15 protein-coding genes are annotated in these 16,121 nt (G+C 64.5%); 9 read left to right on the plus strand and 6 right to left on the minus strand.

Annotated features, from left to right (window positions below):
- Nucleotides 1-2 precede the first annotated feature (2 nt).
- The 6 genes from PQQ51_RS10740 (at nt 3) to PQQ51_RS10765 (ending at nt 6,077) form a co-directional block, all read left to right on the plus strand.
- Nucleotides 3-896, plus strand: coding sequence for a substrate-binding domain-containing protein (locus PQQ51_RS10740; RefSeq protein WP_408496761.1), 894 nt, complete (start codon nt 3-5; stop codon nt 894-896).
- A gap of 8 nt (nt 897-904) precedes the next feature.
- On the plus strand, nt 905-2,458 hold the full coding sequence (locus tag PQQ51_RS10745) for a sugar ABC transporter ATP-binding protein (protein ID WP_408496762.1): 1,554 nt from the start codon (nt 905-907) through the stop codon (nt 2,456-2,458).
- Complete coding sequence (locus PQQ51_RS10750; protein ID WP_408496763.1) at nt 2,455-3,459, plus strand: ABC transporter permease; 1,005 nt, start codon at nt 2,455-2,457, stop codon at nt 3,457-3,459. Before PQQ51_RS10745 ends, PQQ51_RS10750 begins: the two co-directional genes overlap by 4 nt.
- Nucleotides 3,452-4,435, plus strand: coding sequence for a tagatose kinase (locus PQQ51_RS10755; RefSeq protein ID WP_408496764.1), 984 nt, complete (start codon nt 3,452-3,454; stop codon nt 4,433-4,435). The genes PQQ51_RS10750 and PQQ51_RS10755 overlap by 8 nt, the downstream gene beginning before the upstream one ends.
- Nucleotides 4,428-5,714 carry a D-tagatose-bisphosphate aldolase, class II, non-catalytic subunit gene (locus PQQ51_RS10760; RefSeq protein ID WP_408496765.1) on the plus strand — a complete coding sequence of 429 codons (1,287 nt, stop codon included), beginning with the start codon at nt 4,428-4,430 and terminating at the stop codon, nt 5,712-5,714. The genes PQQ51_RS10755 and PQQ51_RS10760 overlap by 8 nt, the downstream gene beginning before the upstream one ends.
- A gap of 102 nt (nt 5,715-5,816) precedes the next feature.
- Entirely contained in the window at nt 5,817-6,077 is a 261-nt protein-coding gene (locus PQQ51_RS10765) for a hypothetical protein (RefSeq protein ID WP_408496766.1), read from the plus strand.
- 22 nt (nt 6,078-6,099) lie between these two features.
- Here the strand turns inward: PQQ51_RS10765 and PQQ51_RS10770 are convergent, their stop codons facing one another.
- The 6 genes from PQQ51_RS10770 to PQQ51_RS10795 all read right to left on the minus strand — a co-directional run bounded on the left by PQQ51_RS10770 (nt 6,100) and on the right by PQQ51_RS10795 (nt 13,068).
- On the minus strand, nt 6,100-7,251 hold the full coding sequence (locus tag PQQ51_RS10770) for a Gfo/Idh/MocA family protein (protein WP_408496767.1): 1,152 nt from the start codon (nt 7,249-7,251) through the stop codon (nt 6,100-6,102).
- A 68-nt stretch (nt 7,252-7,319) separates the two neighbouring features.
- On the minus strand, nt 7,320-8,369 hold the full coding sequence (locus PQQ51_RS10775) for a sugar phosphate isomerase/epimerase family protein (RefSeq protein ID WP_408496768.1): 1,050 nt from the start codon (nt 8,367-8,369) through the stop codon (nt 7,320-7,322).
- A 103-nt stretch (nt 8,370-8,472) separates the two neighbouring features.
- Nucleotides 8,473-9,435 (minus strand): substrate-binding domain-containing protein, encoded by a 963-nt coding sequence (locus PQQ51_RS10780; protein ID WP_408496769.1) that lies wholly within the window; start codon nt 9,433-9,435, stop codon nt 8,473-8,475.
- An 83-nt stretch (nt 9,436-9,518) separates the two neighbouring features.
- Entirely contained in the window at nt 9,519-10,532 is a 1,014-nt protein-coding gene (locus PQQ51_RS10785) for an ABC transporter permease (RefSeq protein WP_408496770.1), read from the minus strand.
- Nucleotides 10,513-12,000 carry a sugar ABC transporter ATP-binding protein gene (locus PQQ51_RS10790; protein ID WP_408496771.1) on the minus strand — a complete coding sequence of 496 codons (1,488 nt, stop codon included), beginning with the start codon at nt 11,998-12,000 and terminating at the stop codon, nt 10,513-10,515. The genes PQQ51_RS10785 and PQQ51_RS10790 overlap by 20 nt, the downstream gene beginning before the upstream one ends.
- A gap of 3 nt (nt 12,001-12,003) precedes the next feature.
- Nucleotides 12,004-13,068 (minus strand): LacI family DNA-binding transcriptional regulator, encoded by a 1,065-nt coding sequence (locus PQQ51_RS10795; RefSeq protein ID WP_408496928.1) that lies wholly within the window; start codon nt 13,066-13,068, stop codon nt 12,004-12,006.
- Between the two features lie 334 nt (nt 13,069-13,402).
- Between PQQ51_RS10795 and PQQ51_RS10800 the strand changes: the two genes are divergently transcribed.
- From PQQ51_RS10800 to PQQ51_RS10810, 3 genes are all read left to right on the plus strand, one after another.
- Complete coding sequence (locus PQQ51_RS10800) at nt 13,403-14,056, plus strand: protein-L-isoaspartate O-methyltransferase family protein (RefSeq protein WP_408496772.1); 654 nt, start codon at nt 13,403-13,405, stop codon at nt 14,054-14,056.
- A gap of 104 nt (nt 14,057-14,160) precedes the next feature.
- Entirely contained in the window at nt 14,161-14,484 is a 324-nt protein-coding gene (locus PQQ51_RS10805; RefSeq protein ID WP_115105973.1) for a rhodanese-like domain-containing protein, read from the plus strand.
- 103 nt (nt 14,485-14,587) lie between these two features.
- On the plus strand, nt 14,588-16,111 hold the full coding sequence (locus PQQ51_RS10810) for a TolC family outer membrane protein (RefSeq protein ID WP_408496929.1): 1,524 nt from the start codon (nt 14,588-14,590) through the stop codon (nt 16,109-16,111).
- Nucleotides 16,112-16,121: the final 10 nt, after the last annotated feature.

Genomic DNA, 16,121 nt, shown 5'->3' on the forward strand with positions numbered 1-16,121 from the left:
ACATGAAACGCAATTCCATTGCCGCGCTCGCCGCCTTCGCCACCTTGTTTGGCGCAGCCGCCGCGCAAGCCGCCGACGTGAAAATCGGCGTATCGCTGCTCACCCAGCAGCATCCGTTCTATGTCGCGCTGGCCGATGCGATGAAGCAGGAAGCCGCCAAAGACCACGCGCAACTCGATGTCGCGATCGCCAACCAGGATCTCAGCAAGCAGATCGCGGACGTGCAGGACTTCGTGACCCGCAAGGTGAATGTGATCGTGCTGTCGCCGGTCGATTCCAAAGGCGTGAAGGCCGCGGTGCTGACCGCGGAACGCGCGGGCATTCCGGTGATCACCGTCGACATTGCCGCGCAGGGCGTGGAAGTCTCGTCGCATATCGCCACCGACAATTACGCGGGCGGCCTGAGCGCCGGCCAGTTGATGTGCAAGGTGCTGGGCGGCAAGGGCAAGGTCGGCATCATCGACTATCCGACGATCCAGTCGGTGATCGATCGGGTGACCGGCTTCAAGAAGGCGCTGGGCGCGTGCCCCGGCGTGCAGGTCGTCGCCGTGCAGCCGGGCATTACGCGCGCCGACGCACTGAGCGCCGCGCAAAACATGCTGCAGGCGCATCCGGATCTCGACGGCATCTTCGGTTTCGGCGACGACGCCGCGATGGCCGCCGCGGTGGCGGGCAAGTCGGCGGGCAATCGCGTGAAGGTGATCGGCTTCGACGGCATGCCCGAAGCGCGCGCCGCGGTCGACAAGAACCCGAACTTCGTCGGCGTGATTCGCCAGTACCCGGAGAAGATGGGCGCGCTGGCCGTGGACACCGCGGTGAAGGTCGCGCAGAAACAACCCGTCGAGAAACTGATTCCGGTGACGCCCGGCGTCTATCTGCACGAAGCCGCAAAATGAACGCGCGCATGGACTCACGCGATGCCGCTGCCCGCGCCGCCGGCGCGGCGGATGACGCGCTCGCCGCACCGCTTCTCGAACTGCGTTCGATCGCAAAATCGTTCGGCCCGGTCGAGGCGATCAAGGATGTGTCGCTCAAGCTGCATCGCGGGCGTGTCCATACGCTGCTCGGCGAAAACGGCGCGGGCAAATCCACGCTGATGAAAATCCTCGCCGGCGTTTATCAGCCGACGCGCGGCGAGGTGTTGCTGCACGGCCGGCCGGTCGCGTTCGCCACGCCAGCGAATGCACAGCAAGCCGGCATCTCGATCATCTACCAGGAATTGAGTCTCGCCGCGAATCTCAGCGTCGCGGAAAACGTGTTCGCCGGGCATGAACCGCGCCGCTTCGGTATTGTCGATTTCCGGGCGCTCACGCGGCAGACGCAACACCTGCTCGACGACCTCGGCATCCGGATCGATCCGGGCGCGCCGGTGTCGCGTCTTTCGATGGCCGAGCGGCAGCTCGTCGAAATCGCGAAGGGTTTGAGCCGCGACGCCGATCTCGTGATCATGGACGAACCGACTTCGTCGCTGAGCGACCGCGAAGCCGAAATCCTGTTCGACATCGTGATGAAATTGCGCTCGCGCGGCAAGGCGGTCGTTTATATCTCGCACCGCATGGACGAAATCATGCGCATCTCCGACGACATTTCGGTGATGCGCGACGGCCGCTACATCACCACGGCGAACAAGCACGACACCACCATCGGCGCGCTGATCACGCTGATGGTGGGCCGCGAAATGAGCGACGTCTATCCGCGCCGCGAGCAAGCGTATGTGCGCCCCACCGAGCCGCTGCTGAAAGTGAGCGGCCTCACGCTGCAAGGGAAATTCCACGACGTCGGCTTCGAGGTCCATGCCGGCGAAATTCTCGGCTTCTTCGGGCTGATCGGCGCGGGCCGCTCGGACGTGATGAACGCGCTGTTCGGTATCGGTCGCCCGAGCGGCGAAATCGTGATGAACGGCAAGCGTCTGAAACTGCGCTCGCCGGAACAGGCGATCTCGGCCGGCATTGCGTTCGTCACGGAAGACCGCAAGCACGAAGGCCTCGTGCTGATGCATTCGATCGCGCACAACGTGACGATGGCGAGCTTCGAGCGCAAGGGTTCGCGCTTCGGCATTCTCGCGAGCCGTTTCGAAGAGACCGAAACGCGTCACGCGATCGCGCGGATGAACATCAAATCCGCCGGGCCGCATCAGGCGGTGGGCGATCTGAGCGGCGGCAATCAGCAGAAAGTCGTGTTCTCCAAATGGCTGGCGCTGAAGCCGACACTGCTGATCCTCGACGAACCCACGCGCGGCGTCGACGTCGGCGCGAAATTCGAAATCTACCGCGTGATTCGCGAACTGGCGGCCGCCGGCACCGCGATCATTCTGGTGTCGTCCGAGTTGCCGGAAGCGCTCGCGATGAGCGACCGGCTCGCCGTGATGCGCGAGAAGCGGATCGTCAAACAGTTCGACATGGCGGGCCTCACGCCCGAGACCGTGATGTCGTATGCAACAGGAGCAATGCAGTCATGAAACCGACCCAACTCCAGCCGGACGCCCGCGCCGCAGAACCGCGGCGCGGCCTCGTCAGCGCAGGCGCGCTGTCGAAACTGCTCCGGCATTACGGCGGCATCGTCTGCGGCCTGATCGCGTTGTGCGTGCTGTTCAGCGCGTTATCGCCGAACTTCCTGTCGCTCGGCAACCTGCTCAACATCGTGATGCAGGTGTCGATCATCGCGATACTCGGCTTCGGCATGACGTATGTGCTGCTGCTCGGCGATATCGACCTGTCGGTCGGCGCGGTGATGGCACTGGTCGGCGGGATCGCGGCGTTCGCGATGCAGCACGGCGTGCATCCGGCGCTTGCGGTGCTCGCCGCGATGCTCGCCGGCGTCGTGCTCGGCTGGGTCAACGGTGCGCTGTCCGCGCTACTGACCATTCCGTCGTTCATCGTCACGGTCGCCACGATGGGCGTGTTTCGCGGACTCGCGTACATCACGTCGGACGGTCTGCCGATCTCGGTGGACGACGACCGCTTCGCCGCGCTCGGCAACGGCACGCTGCTCGGCATCGCGATCCCGATCTGGGTGCTGGCCGCGCTGCTGCTGATCAATCACTTCGTGCTGTCGCGCACCGTGTTCGGCCGCAAGGCGTATCTCACCGGCGGCAATCGCGAAGCCGCGCTGTATTCGGGTATCAACGTGCGGCGCCTGCGCATCGGCATCTTCATGATCTCCGGTTTGATGGCGAGTATCGGCGGCATTCTGATGACCTCGCGCCTCTACTCCGCGCAGCCGAATGCCGGCATGGGTTACGAGCTCGATGCGATCGCCGCCGCGGTGCTCGGCGGCACCAGCCTGAGCGGCGGGTACGGCACGATCGTCGGCACCTTGATCGGCGCGCTGATTATCGGCGTGATCAACAACGGCATGAATCTGCTGAGCGTGCCGTATTTCTATCAACTCATCGTGAAGGGCGTCGTGATTCTGGTCGCCGTCTGCATCGATGTTCAAACGAAGAAGCGCCATGCGTAATTCCGAATCGCAAGCCGCCGGCCAGTCCGGCACCATCCTGACGATGGGTGAAATCCTCGTCGAAATCATGGCGACCGAACGCGGTCAATCGTTCCGCCGGCCGGGCACGCTGATCGGTCCTTACGCGAGCGGCGCGCCGGCCATTTTCATCGACCAGGTCGCGCGACTCGGCAGCCGGGCGGCGATCATCGGCTGTGTCGGCGACGACGACTTCGGCGCGCTGAACGTCGAACGCCTGCGCGAGGACGGCGTGGACGTGTCCGGCATCGCCGTCGTCAAAGGCGCGACCACCGGCAGCGCGTTCGTCACGTACCGGCAGAACGGCGAGCGCGACTTCATCTTCAACATCACGAATAGCGCGTCGGCGCAATTGTCGGCCGCGAACGTGCGCGACGATCTGCTCGCCGACTGCCGGCATTTTCACGTGATGGGTTCGTCGCTGTTCTCGTTTCGCATTATCGAGGCGATGAAAAAGGCGATCGAGACGGTGAAGGGGCAAGGCGGCACCGTGAGCTTCGATCCGAACATCCGCAAGGAGATGTTGAGGATTCCAGAAATGCGCGAAGCGCTGGACTTCATTCTCGATTACACCGACGTGTTCCTGCCGAGCGGTCATGAAGTCACGCTGCTCGCGAACGCGAGTTCCGAACAGGCCGCGATCGACGAGCTGCTCGAACGCGGCGTGCGCGAAGTGGTCGTCAAGCGTGGCCAGGACGGCTGCAGCTATTACGACGGCGAGCGCACGCTGCATTTGCCCGCATTCGCCGTCGACGAAATCGATCCGACCGGCGCGGGCGACTGCTTCGGCGCGACGTACATCGCCTGCTGGAGCCAGGGCATGGGTGTCGAAACGGCGCTGCGTTATGCGTGCGCGAGCGGCGCGCGGGCGGTGACGCGGCGCGGGCCGATGGAAGGCACGGCGACCTTTGCGGAACTCGACGTATTCATCGCCAGCCCGGAGACTCACCATGACTGACATCGTCGCCCGTCTTTCCAACGGCCATCCGGCCGCCGCCGCGCTCAAGGGCATTTACTCGATCTGCTCGGCGCATCCCTCGGTGCTGGCCGCGGCCATGCGGCAGGCGCTCGACGACGGCACGCCGCTCCTGATCGAGTCGACGTCGAATCAGGTCGACCAGTTCGGCGGCTATACCGGCATGCGCCCGGCGGACTTCGTTGCGTTCGTGCACCGGATCGCCGACACCACCGGTTTTCCGCGCGACCGGCTGATCCTCGGCGGCGATCATCTGGGGCCGAACGCATGGCGCAGCCTGCCCGCCGAAGAAGCGATGACGCGTGCCGATGCGTTGATCGACGCGTATGTGTCGGCGGGCTTCACGAAAATCCACCTGGACACCAGCATGAGTTGCGGCGGCGATCCCGAGCGGCTTTCGGATCGCGTGGTGGCTGAACGCGCGTCGCGTCTGTGCGCGATTGCCGAGGCCGCCGCCGGGCGCGCCGGCGCGGGCAACAAACCGGTGTACGTGATCGGCACCGAAGTGCCGGTGCCCGGCGGCGCCAGCGAGGCGCTCGACACCGTTGAAGTCACCGGTAAAGAGGCTGCGCTCGAAACCGTCGCCGTGCATCGCGACGCATGGCGCGCGCGCCATCTGGATCACGCATGGGAACGGGTGATTGCGCTGGTCGTGCAGCCGGGCGTGGAATTCGACCATACGAAGGTCATCGACTATCAACCGCAGTTGGCGACCGGTCTTTCCGCCGCATTGAAGGCAATGCCCGGCATGGTGTTCGAAGCGCATTCGACCGATTACCAGAGGCCTGACGCGCTGCACGCACTCGTTCGGGACGGCTTTGCGATTCTGAAAGTCGGTCCGGGGGTTACTTTTGCGTTGCGCGAGGCGCTGTATGCGCTGGCCGATATCGAAACCGCTCTTCTACCGGCCTCGGAACGCTCGAATCTGCGCGACGTGGTTGAAACCGTGATGCTGCAAAAACCCGCCAACTGGGAAAAGTATTATCACGGCGACGAACGGCAACAGCGGTTGCTGCGGACTTATAGCTATAGCGATCGGGTGCGTTATTACTGGGCCGACCCTACGGTCGAAGCGGCGGCGCAAAAACTGCTGTCCAATCTCACTGGCGTCGCGATTCCGGAAAATCTGCTGAGCCAGTATTTGCCGGTTCAGTACTGGCAAATACGCAGCGGCGAAATCGACGGTTCGCCGAAGAGCATCGTCGAGAGCAAGGTTCGCGAGGTGATTCGGAGTTACGCGCGAGCTTGCCGAGGGGGATGAGCGCTGAGCGGCTGCTTGGCCCACATGCAAGCGGCGCGCCGAAAAAGTAACCCGGCGGATTGCTGGTAAAGTGCGTACCTTCAATCCGCGGCTTCTCCCACCATGCGCACCACCCGAGCCATCCACGCCGTCGAGCGGCTGAAAACCCGCAGCGGCAATCCGCAGTTCGCCGCGATCAGCCTGTCCGGCGGCCTGTTCTATCTGGTCGACAAATCGGGCGGCACGGACAAGAAAGTCTCCGATCCGCTGACGCTCGACGACTTCGTGAAATTCGTCGACGGATATGGGCCGCCGAAACCGCGCAAAGCCAGCAAGCTCGATGTTGCGTTTGAAGAGCAACTCAGGAAAAGCAAGGGCGGCTGAATTTCAGCCATGCGCCCTCTGCTCAGCCATTCCGGACTTCACGCCACTGACCATCCGCCGCGTTGCTTGCCAACGCGGCATCGATGAAACGCAAACCCGCCACCCCGTCGTCCACCGTGGTGAGCAGCAAACTTTCGGCCGGCACCGGTTGACCCGCATCCAGCGCCTCGATCTGCAACGCTGCATCCTTATACAACTGCGCGAACGCCTCCAGATAACCTTCAGGATGCCCCGCCGGCACACGCGTCGCGTGCGCGGCGACCGCGCCTTTAACCCGCCCTTTACTAAGACGCTCGGCCACGCCACCCAGCGGCGTGACCCACAGTTCGTTCGGATTCTCCTGATCGAAGCTCAAGCTCGCCTTCGTTCCATAAACCCGCAAACGCAATGCGTTTTCCGCGCCGCTCGCCACCTGGCTCGCCCACAGCATCCCACGCGCGCCGTTCGGATAGCGCAGCATCGCCTGCACGTGATCGTCGATACGGCGGCCGGGCACGAACGTATGCAACTCCGCGGACAGCGACACCGGCGTCATCCCGGTGACGAACGCCGCGAGATGGTACGCATGCGTGCCGATGTCGCCGAGACAGCCAGCCGGTCCCGCTAACGCAGGATCGGTACGCCACCCAGCCTGTTTGTTGTCGCCGCTCGTTTCCACCGGCTCCGCGAGCCAGTCCTGCGCGTACTCCACCTGCACCACACGAATCTCACCGAGCGTGCCCGCTTCGACCAGTTCACGCGCATGACGCACCAGCGGATAACCGGAATACGTATGCGTGAGCGCAAACAGTTTGTGTTTCTCGCGCGCGAGTTTCGCGAGCGCCTCGCCTTCGGCCAGCGAAATCGCCAGCGGTTTGTCGCAGATCACGTGGATACCCGCTGCGAGGAAAGCAGTCGCCACCGGCGCGTGCAGATGATTCGGCGTGACGATCACCACCGCATCGATACCGTCGTCGCGAGCGGCTTCGGCGCGCGCCATGGCGCGCCAGTCCGCGTAACTGCGTGCGATGCCGGCTTCGTCGGCGCTCGCCTGCGCGCGTCGCGGATCGGACGACAGCGCCCCGGCCACCAGGTCGAAACGATCGTCGAGTCGCGCCGCGAGCCGGTGCACCGCGCCGATGAACGCGCCCTGACCACCGCCGACCATTCCTAATCTGAGCTTTCTTTGCGGCATCTCTATCGCTCCTATGTGATTTCGCCTAACCCGAGCCTTATCGCAACCGCACTCGCACTCGCACTCGATCAGATACCCAGCACGCGCTTCAACTGCGCCGCATCCGCGCCGCTGCCCGCGAAATCGTCGAACGCGTGTTCCGCCACGCGGATGATGTGCCGCCGAATGAACTCCGCGCCTTCGCGCGCGCCGTCCTGTGGATGCTTCAGCGCGCATTCCCATTCGAGCACGGCCCAGCCGGGGAAATCGTATTGCGCCATCTTCGAGAAGATCGCGCCGAAATCGATCTGGCCGTCGCCGAGCGAACGGAAGCGCCCCGCGCGTTCGACCCAGCCGCTATAGCCGCCGTACACGCCCTGCTTGCCGGTCGGACGAAACTCCGCGTCCTTCACATGAAACGCCTTGATACGCTCGTGATAGATATCGATGAACGCAAGGTAGTCGAGTTGCTGCAGCACGAAGTGGCTCGGGTCGTACAGGATGTTCGCGCGCGGGTGCTGCTTCACTGAGTCGAGAAAGCGCTCGAAGGTCACGCCGTCGTGCAGATCTTCGCCGGGGTGCAGTTCGTAGCACACGTCGACGCCAGCTTCGTCGAACGCGTCGAGAATCGGTGTCCAGCGGCGCGCGAGTTCGTCGAATGCGGCTTCGACGAGACCCGCGGGCCGCTGTGGCCACGGATACAGATAAGGCCACGCCAGCGCGCCGGAAAACGACACATGCGCGGTGAGACCCAGGCGCCGCGACGCCTGCGCGGCGAGCTTCATTTGCGCAACTGCCCATTCGGTGCGCGCCGCCGGATCGCCGCGCACGTGCGGCGCGGCGAAGCCGTCGAACAACACGTCATAGGCCGGATGCACGGCGACCAGTTGCCCTTGCAGATGCGTCGACAGTTCGGTGATCGTCACGCCCGCGTCGTCGGCAAGCTGGCGCAGTTCGTCACAATAGGTCTGGCTCGCGGCGGCCTGTTCGAGATCGATCAGGCGTGGATCGCACGGCACCTGGATCCCCTTGAAGCCGAGACTCGCGGCCCAGCCGGCCAGATGCGCAAGGTTGTCGAACGGCACCTCGTCGCCCATGAACTGGGCGAGGAAGATCGCCGGCCCCTTGATGGTTTTCATCGTACGGCTCCTTCAGGCAAGGGCAAAGGCAAGGGCAAGTGAAAAGGCACGCTCCGGCTCGACCACGCGAACTACGCGCCGCGAGCGTGCCGCGGATGCGCAATCAGAACGGCGAGTCAGGAAAGTAAAACTGCTGCGCGTTGTCCTTCGTGATCAGCACCGACGGAATGATCGTCGTAGCCGGCAATTTTTCGCCCTTCAGGCGCGCTTCGGCGGTGAGCTTGATCGCGTCGTAGATGAATTTCGGCGAGTACGACACGTCGGCCTTGATCATCGGCGCACCGTCCATCACGTTCTTCACCATCCCCTTCGAACCGGCGCCGCCGAACACGATCTTGATGTCGCTGCGCTTCGCCTGATCGATCGCCTTGATCACGCCGACGGCCATGTCGTCGTCGGCGGCCCACACGGCGTCGATGTGCTTGAAGCGTGTCAGGTAATCCTGCATGACCTTGAACGCGTCGTCGCGATTCCAGTTCGCATACTTCGCGTCCAGAATCTTCATCTCCGGGTAGTTCTTGATCACGTTCGTGAAGGCGGTATAGCGTTCGTTGTCGAGCGTGGTCGGAATGCCGCGCAACGCAACGATATTGCCCTTGCCACCCAGTCCTTTCGCGATGTATTCGGCAGGCAGTTTGCCGAACGCGGTGTTGTCGCCGGCCACGTACGCATCTTGCGCGCTCGTGTCGGTAAGGCCGCGATCGACCACCGTCACGTACACGCCCTTCTTCTTCACCTGCGCGACCGGTTGCGTGAGCGAGGCCGATTCGAACGGGAAGATCACCAGCGCATTGATCTTGTTCACGGTCACCAGATCCTGCAACTGGTTCGCCTGTTCGGGCGAGCCGGCCGCGGTTTTCACGATCACCTTGAGATCGGGGTGCGCTTTCTCCAGATCGCTCTTCGCCTTGTTCGCCCACCAGACGATGCCGCCGGTGAAGCCGTGGTCGGCGGTCGGAATCGCAACGCCCAGCGTGACTTTTTCATCGGCCCGCGCGACGCCCGCGGTGCCCAGTATCCCCACCGCCAGCATGCCGGCGCCGACTGCTCGAATGATCTGCTTCATGGTTATGTCTCCAATTGTGAGGCGTACATGCGCCCCGATATTTCAACTCACCGTTATATTCGCTGAAGCTCACCGCCTGCCACCTACCGTCGTCCACGCTGCACGAACGCGACGAAGATAATCACCACGCCCTGCACCGCCGCGTTCAGATACACGCTGATGATGCTGGTCAGATTCAGAATGTTCGCGATCACCGAGAGCAGGATCGCGCCGATCACCGTGCCGACCACGCGCCCTTCGCCCCCCTTCAGCGCCGTGCCGCCGACCACCACCGACGCGATCGCCTCCAGCTCCCACAGCAAGCCGGTGGTCGGCGTCGCCGAGCCGAGCCGCGGCACGTACAGCACCGTTGCGACGCCCACGCAAATGCCGAGCAGCATGTACGTGACGATCTTCACCGTGTCGACGCGAATCGCCGCATATCGCGCGACCTGTTCGTTCGAGCCGATCGCCTGCACGTGCCGGCCAAACGCGGTGCGATTGAGAATGAGCGCGCCGCCCGCCGCGACCACGACGAACACCCAGATCGGCACCGGCACGCCGAACAGACTGGCGTAATAAACCGGCCCGTACAGATCGGACAGCGAGTTGTCCAACGTCAGCGCGCCGCCGTCCGCGAGCCAGGTCAACACCGCGCGAAAAATCCCGAGCGTGCCGAGCGTGACGATGAACGGCTCGATGCGCCCCTTCGTAATCAGCAAACCGTGCGCGCAGCCGAACAGCGCGCCGAGCACCAGCGCGAACCCGATGCCGAGCGCAAGGATCAGCAAGGGCGCGAACGTATGGCCGCCGACGCCGCCCGCGAGTCCGTTCATCAGCCAGATCATGCTGCCCGCGATCAACGCGGCCATCGAGCCGACCGACAGATCGATGCCGCCCGAGATGATCACGAAGGTCATGCCGACCGCGATGATGCCGATGAACGACGTCCGCGTGAGCACGTTCATCAGGTTGTCGACGGTCGCGAAATCGCGATTGAGCAGCGTGCCGACCACACAGAGCGCGATCAGCCCGACGAGCGGCCCGAGCGCATAGAGACGGTGCGCGAAACGCCACGCGCGGCCGGATTGGACGGCTTCAGTGGGTGCCGGTCGCATGGGCGATCAACTCCTCTTCGGTCAGATGCTCGAGCGTGAGCGTCGCTTGCAGACGGCCCGCTCGCATCACCGCGACGCGATGACACAAGCCGATCAGCTCGATCAGTTCGGATGAAATGACGATCACCGCGCGGCCCTGCGCGGCGAGACGATGAATCAGAAAATAGATGTCGCGTTTCGCGCCGACATCGACGCCGCGAGTCGGCTCGTCGAGCACGATCACGTTCGGGTCCGGCTGCAGGAACTTGGCGAGCGCGAGCTTCTGCTGATTGCCGCCGGACAGCATGCGCGCGCGGCTCGACAGATCGCCGGTGCGGATGCCGAAGTCGCTCACCGCTTTTGTCAGCGCCGCGCGTCCCGCTTTCAGGTCGAGCAGCGGATGCGCGTAGCGTTCGAGCGTCATCAGCGTGACGTTGTCCTGCAGGCTCATGTTCACATGCAGGCCTTTGCCCTTGCGGTCTTCGCTCAGGTACGTGAGACCGTGGCGCATCGCGTCGCGCGGGCTTTTCAGATCGGCCGCGCGGCCGGCTATTTCGATGCGGCCCGCCGTGCGTTTGCGCAGACCGATGATCGCTTCGAATGCTTCGGTACGGCCCGCGCCGACCAGGCCCGCAAAGCCGAGCACCTCGCCCGCGCGCACGTCGAAGCTCAGGTCTTCGACCCAGTCCGGCACCGTGAGGCCCGTCACGTTCAGCGCGAGCGGCGCGTCGGCGGGCACCGTGATCTTGTCGGGGAACATGTCGGACAGCTCCCGACCGACCATCAGGTTCGCCATCTGCTGCCGCGCGAGTCCCGCGGTTTCGCTGCGTGCGACGAAGCGGCCGTCGCGCATCACGATCACTTCGTCGGTGATGCGCTCCACTTCGTCGAGCTTGTGCGAGATGTAGACGATCGTCACGCCGTCGGCCTTGAGCTTCGCCATCAGCGTGAACAGGCGCTCGGTTTCGGACGGCGTGAGCGTGGCGGTGGGTTCGTCCATGATCAGGAGGCGCGCGCGGCGCGACAGCGCCTTGGCGATTTCCACCATCTGCTTTTCCGCGACGATCAACTCGCGCACCTTCGTGTCCGGCACCTTGTCCAAGCCGACTTGCGCGAGATAACGGGCGGCGTCGGCGCGCATCGCGGCGTCGTCGACGAACCAGCCGCGCTTCTTCTCGTGACCGAGATACATGTTCTGCGCGATCGTCAGATGCTCGGCGAGATTGAACTCCTGGTGAATCAGCACGATGCCTTGCGCTTCGGCGTCGCGCGAACCGGCGAACTGTTGCGCGTGGCCGTCGATCAGCACACTGCCCGAGCTCGCCGTTTCATAACCGGCGAGGATTTTCATCAGCGTCGATTTGCCCGCGCCGTTTTCGCCGAGCAAACCGTAGATGCGCCCCGGCGCCAGCTCGAAACTCACGCCGTGCAGCACGCGCACCGGGCCGAAGTCTTTGCGGATGTCGTCGAAACGGACGGCGAGGCTCATGGTTCAGGCACTCCCGCGGATGACGAGACGGTGCGGCAGCAGCACACCCGGCACGTTCGCCAACGGATTGGCGAGGCGCTGCAACAGCAGGTGCGCGGCGGTTTCGCCGAGTTCGCGCATCGGCTGCGCGATCGTGGTGAGCGGCGGATCGATTTGCGCGGCGAGCGAGATGTCGTCGAAGCCGACCACCGCGACATCGTCCGGCACCCGCTTGCCGACACTGCGCAAACCGTGGATCACGCCGATCGCCAACGTATCGGACACCGCGAAAATCGCGCTCGGCGCGGCGCGCTGTTCCATCAGCACGGCTGCGGCCGAGGCGCCCGCTTCGTAGTCGAGGCTGTTCAGATTCATCCGCCAGCGTGGGTTCGGCGTGATGCCGGCTTCGGTCAAGGCGTCGAGATAGCCTTGCTGACGCTGCCGCGCATACAGATAGTCGACATCCGAGTTGATCAGGCCGATGCGCCGGTGGCCGCGCGCGAGCAGATGCCGCACCGCGTCGCCGGCCGCGCGGTAGTTGTCGATGCCGACATACGGCACGCCCATCGCCGGGTCGAACTCGCAGCAGGCGACCCACGGCAGCGCGCTGGAAGCGTCGCCCAGCGCCTGCTGGATCGTCGCCGGATCGAGGCAGATCGCGCCGTCCGCGCGGCGGCGGCGCAGCAGATCGAAGTAGCTGCGTTCGCGGCCCGGATCGGCGCCGGTATCGCACAGCAGCATGAAGTAGCCGTGCTGACGCGCGACGCTGTCGATGCCGCGCACGATCTCCGCATAGAACGGGTTGCCGACATCGGGGACCATCGTCAGCAGCAGACGGCTCTCGGCGGTGCGCAGATTGCGCGCGAGTTCGTTGACGCGGTAGCCGCTCGCGTCGATCGCGGCCCTCACTTTGTCGCGGGTGGCCGGCCGCACATTGTCGTGGCCGTTCAGCACGCGCGACACCGTCGCCACCGACACCCCCGCCTGCTCGGCGACACCCGCAATCGACAGGCCCTCGGCCGCACGCGGCGGCTGCGTTCCGGCGCTCAACGGAGCTTTCGAAGACGGCTTGGGCGGCGCTTTGGGCATCGATCGGGACAAGTGAACTCGCACGAAAAATGTAATCGATTACATTTTTGCGCGATCAAACGCGGAATCGCAAGGACGAAATGCTAGGGATTAACACGGGGGCGAGCCACACAGGTCGAGCGCCGCCGCGAGCGCCTCGCGCCGCGTGCGGTGTCCGCGACAGGGCGGCTTGACACCGTCATTTGGTACAATCCCGCAGTTACCCGCGCCGTGGCCTGCATTCTGAGTCGTACCCAAGCGGTACCGCCGGGTCGTATCTGCGGACCCTACCCGCGAGCTGCCGGTCAGCGGTAAAAATCGCCAAACTCGCTAAAACCAAACTGCCGAACCCACCATGAACATCGAGCAAGCGCGTTTCAACATGATCGAACAGCAGATCCGCCCCTGGGAAGTGCTCGACCAGGACGTGCTGAATCTGCTCTCGATCGTCAAGCGTGAAAATTTCGTCCCCGCCGTGTATCGCGATCTGGCCTTCGTCGACTTCGAAGTGCCGCTGCCGGCCGGCCAGCACATGCTGGCGCCGCGCGTCGAAGCGCGCGTGCTGCAGGAACTGGCGGTGAAGAAACACGAAAGCGTGCTCGAAATCGGCGCGGGTTCGGGCTACATGGCGGCGCTGCTCGCGCATCGCGCACAGCACGTGCTGACGGTGGACATCGAACCGGAACTGGCCGAACTGGCGAAGAACAACCTGATCGCCAACGGCGTGCTGAACGCCGAAGTCGCCACCGGCGACGCATCGCGCGGCTGGGCCGGCGCCGCGCCGTACGACGTGATCTGCGTGTCGGGCGGGCTGCCGGTGCTGCCGCAGGAAATCCTCGAACATCTGAAAGTGGGCGGCCGTCTGGCGGCTTTTGTCGGTACCGCGCCGGTCATGAAGGCGCAGATCATCACGCGTATCGACGAAAAGCAATACCGCATTGCCGACGTCTTCGAAACTTATGTCGAGCCGCTGCTGAACGCCGTGCAGCCGCCGCGTTTCAAGTTTTAAGACACGCCGCCGCTCTACCGGCGTTTGCCGCAGGCTCTTTCCGCACGCGCATTGAACCCGCGCCTGCCGCCGCTTCGCCGCAACCTGAACTGGATGTCCTGCTGATGCAAAATCTGTCCGCTCCCGCGCTCGCCGAATGGCTCGCCGATCAATCGCGTCCCGCTCCCGTGCTGCTCGACGTGCGCGAGCCGTGGGAAATCCAGACGGCGTCGATCGCCGGCGCCGTGTCGATCCCGATGCGCGAGATTCCCGCCCGCAGCGAAGAACTCGACGACGACGCGCAGATCGTCTGCGTCTGCCATCACGGCGCGCGCAGCGCCCAGGTCGCGATGTTCCTCGAATCGCGCGGCCACACCAACGTGTTCAATCTGCAAGGCGGGATCGACGCGTGGTCGCGTCAGGTCGATCCGTCCGTTCCGACTTACTGATCGCACGGTCTCGATGACGCGGCGAGTGCCGGACTTCGCAGCCGCGTTCGCAGAGCGCGGCGAGGTTCACGGGCCGCTGCGGCGTGTCCTTGCGTTCAGTTTGATGGCCGTCGCGTTCACCGCGTTTGCGCCGCCATCCGCCAACGCTGTCGGCCTCTCCCAACTCTACGACGAAGCGTTGTCGAACGACGCGCAGTTGCAAAGCGCGCGCGCATCGCTCGCCGCCAATAGCGAAGAGCTTCCGCTCGCACGCGCCAAACTGCTGCCGCAACTCTCCGCGTCGCTCAGCGCGAATCGCCAGAACACCGATTTCGGCGGCGGCCTGCCTTCGTCCAACGGCAATAGCGACGGCTACGTGATTTCGCTTACGCAGCCGTTGATTCACGTCGACAACTGGTACGGCTACGCTCAGGGCAAACTCGCGGTCGACTCGGCGCAGGCGTCGTTTGCGCAGGCACGTCAGGATCTGATCGTGCGGCTCGGCCAGGCCTATTTCGATGCGCTCGCCGCGCAGGACAGTCTCGCGATCGTGAGTTCGCAGAAGGCGTCGATCGCACAGCAACTCGAGTCGGCGAAACGTTCATTCGAAGTCGGCAACACCACGATCACCGATACCAACGAAGCGCAGGCCAAATACGATCAGGCGATCTCGCAGGAAATCGCCGCGCAGAACGATCTGGCGGTGAAGCTGGCGTCGTTGCAGCAGATCGTCGGGCATCCGGTCGAACGTGTCGACGGCCTCGCCGCCGGCGCGCCGCTGCCGCCGCCCGTGCCCGCCGACATCAACATCTGGGTCGATGCCGCGAGCGACGGCAACTACCAGGTCGTGCTCAAGCAGATCGCGCTCGACAGCGCGCAACGCGAAACGTCGAAGGCCAAAGCCGGCCATCTGCCTACCGTCGATCTGGTGGCAAGCCGCTCGCGCAGCAGTCTCGGCGCGGCCGGCGCGGGCAACTTCGGCGGCAATTTCGGCGGCGGCTTCGGCAGCGGCGCGAACACGCCCGTGCCCGGCACGCCCCCGCTCGCAGCGGAGTTCGGCAATCTCGGTTCGTACTACACGAACAGCACGATCGGCGTGCAGGTGACGATTCCGATCTTCGCGGGCGGCGCCACGCAAAGCCGCGTGCGGCAAACGCTCGCGCTGGAAGATCAGGCGTCCGCCGATCTCGATACCGCGCGGCGCAACGCGGCGCTCTCGGCGCGCCAGGCATTCCTCGGCGTGGTGAGCGGCCTCGCGCAGGTTCGCGCATTGCAGACCGCCGAGCGTTCCGCGAATACTTCGCTCGAATCGAATCTGCTCGGCTATCAGGTCGGCGTGCGCATCAACATCGACGTGCTCAATGCGCAGGACCAGCTCTTCTCGGCGCGCCGCGATCTGGCGAAAGCGCGCTATGACACGCTGATCAACAGCCTGAAGCTGAAGGCTTCCACTGCCAATCTCACGGACCAGGACGTGCTGCAGTTGAGCGCGCTGCTGTCCCCCGTCGACGACGGCGCGTTGACCGCACTGCCTCAGGTGCCGAGCGTGCCGCATCCGGGCGTCGCGGCGAAAGGCGCGGCGGGCAAGCTGGGACGGCGCGCGATGCCCAATGCGACTGCGCCCTCTCCGGCCGCGCCCGTTCGTTAAGCGTCTTCCG

The sequence above is a fragment of the Paraburkholderia xenovorans genome (genome assembly GCF_046030735.1).
GTDB lineage: Bacteria > Pseudomonadota > Gammaproteobacteria > Burkholderiales > Burkholderiaceae > Paraburkholderia > Paraburkholderia xenovorans_A.

Coding starts and splice junctions, on each gene's coding strand:
- PQQ51_RS10740 (WP_408496761.1), top strand. CDS start 3: ATGAAACGCAATTCCATTGCCGCGCTCGCCGCCTTCGCCACCTTGTTT.
- PQQ51_RS10745 (WP_408496762.1), top strand. CDS start 905: ATGGACTCACGCGATGCCGCTGCCCGCGCCGCCGGCGCGGCGGATGAC.
- PQQ51_RS10750 (WP_408496763.1), top strand. CDS start 2,455: ATGAAACCGACCCAACTCCAGCCGGACGCCCGCGCCGCAGAACCGCGG.
- PQQ51_RS10755 (WP_408496764.1), top strand. CDS start 3,452: ATGCGTAATTCCGAATCGCAAGCCGCCGGCCAGTCCGGCACCATCCTG.
- PQQ51_RS10760 (WP_408496765.1), top strand. CDS start 4,428: ATGACTGACATCGTCGCCCGTCTTTCCAACGGCCATCCGGCCGCCGCC.
- PQQ51_RS10765 (WP_408496766.1), top strand. CDS start 5,817: ATGCGCACCACCCGAGCCATCCACGCCGTCGAGCGGCTGAAAACCCGC.
- PQQ51_RS10770 (WP_408496767.1), bottom strand. CDS start 7,251: ATGCCGCAAAGAAAGCTCAGATTAGGAATGGTCGGCGGTGGTCAGGGC.
- PQQ51_RS10775 (WP_408496768.1), bottom strand. CDS start 8,369: ATGAAAACCATCAAGGGGCCGGCGATCTTCCTCGCCCAGTTCATGGGC.
- PQQ51_RS10780 (WP_408496769.1), bottom strand. CDS start 9,435: ATGAAGCAGATCATTCGAGCAGTCGGCGCCGGCATGCTGGCGGTGGGG.
- PQQ51_RS10785 (WP_408496770.1), bottom strand. CDS start 10,532: ATGCGACCGGCACCCACTGAAGCCGTCCAATCCGGCCGCGCGTGGCGT.
- PQQ51_RS10790 (WP_408496771.1), bottom strand. CDS start 12,000: ATGAGCCTCGCCGTCCGTTTCGACGACATCCGCAAAGACTTCGGCCCG.
- PQQ51_RS10795 (WP_408496928.1), bottom strand. CDS start 13,068: ATGCCCAAAGCGCCGCCCAAGCCGTCTTCGAAAGCTCCGTTGAGCGCC.
- PQQ51_RS10800 (WP_408496772.1), top strand. CDS start 13,403: ATGAACATCGAGCAAGCGCGTTTCAACATGATCGAACAGCAGATCCGC.
- PQQ51_RS10805 (WP_115105973.1), top strand. CDS start 14,161: ATGCAAAATCTGTCCGCTCCCGCGCTCGCCGAATGGCTCGCCGATCAA.
- PQQ51_RS10810 (WP_408496929.1), top strand. CDS start 14,588: ATGGCCGTCGCGTTCACCGCGTTTGCGCCGCCATCCGCCAACGCTGTC.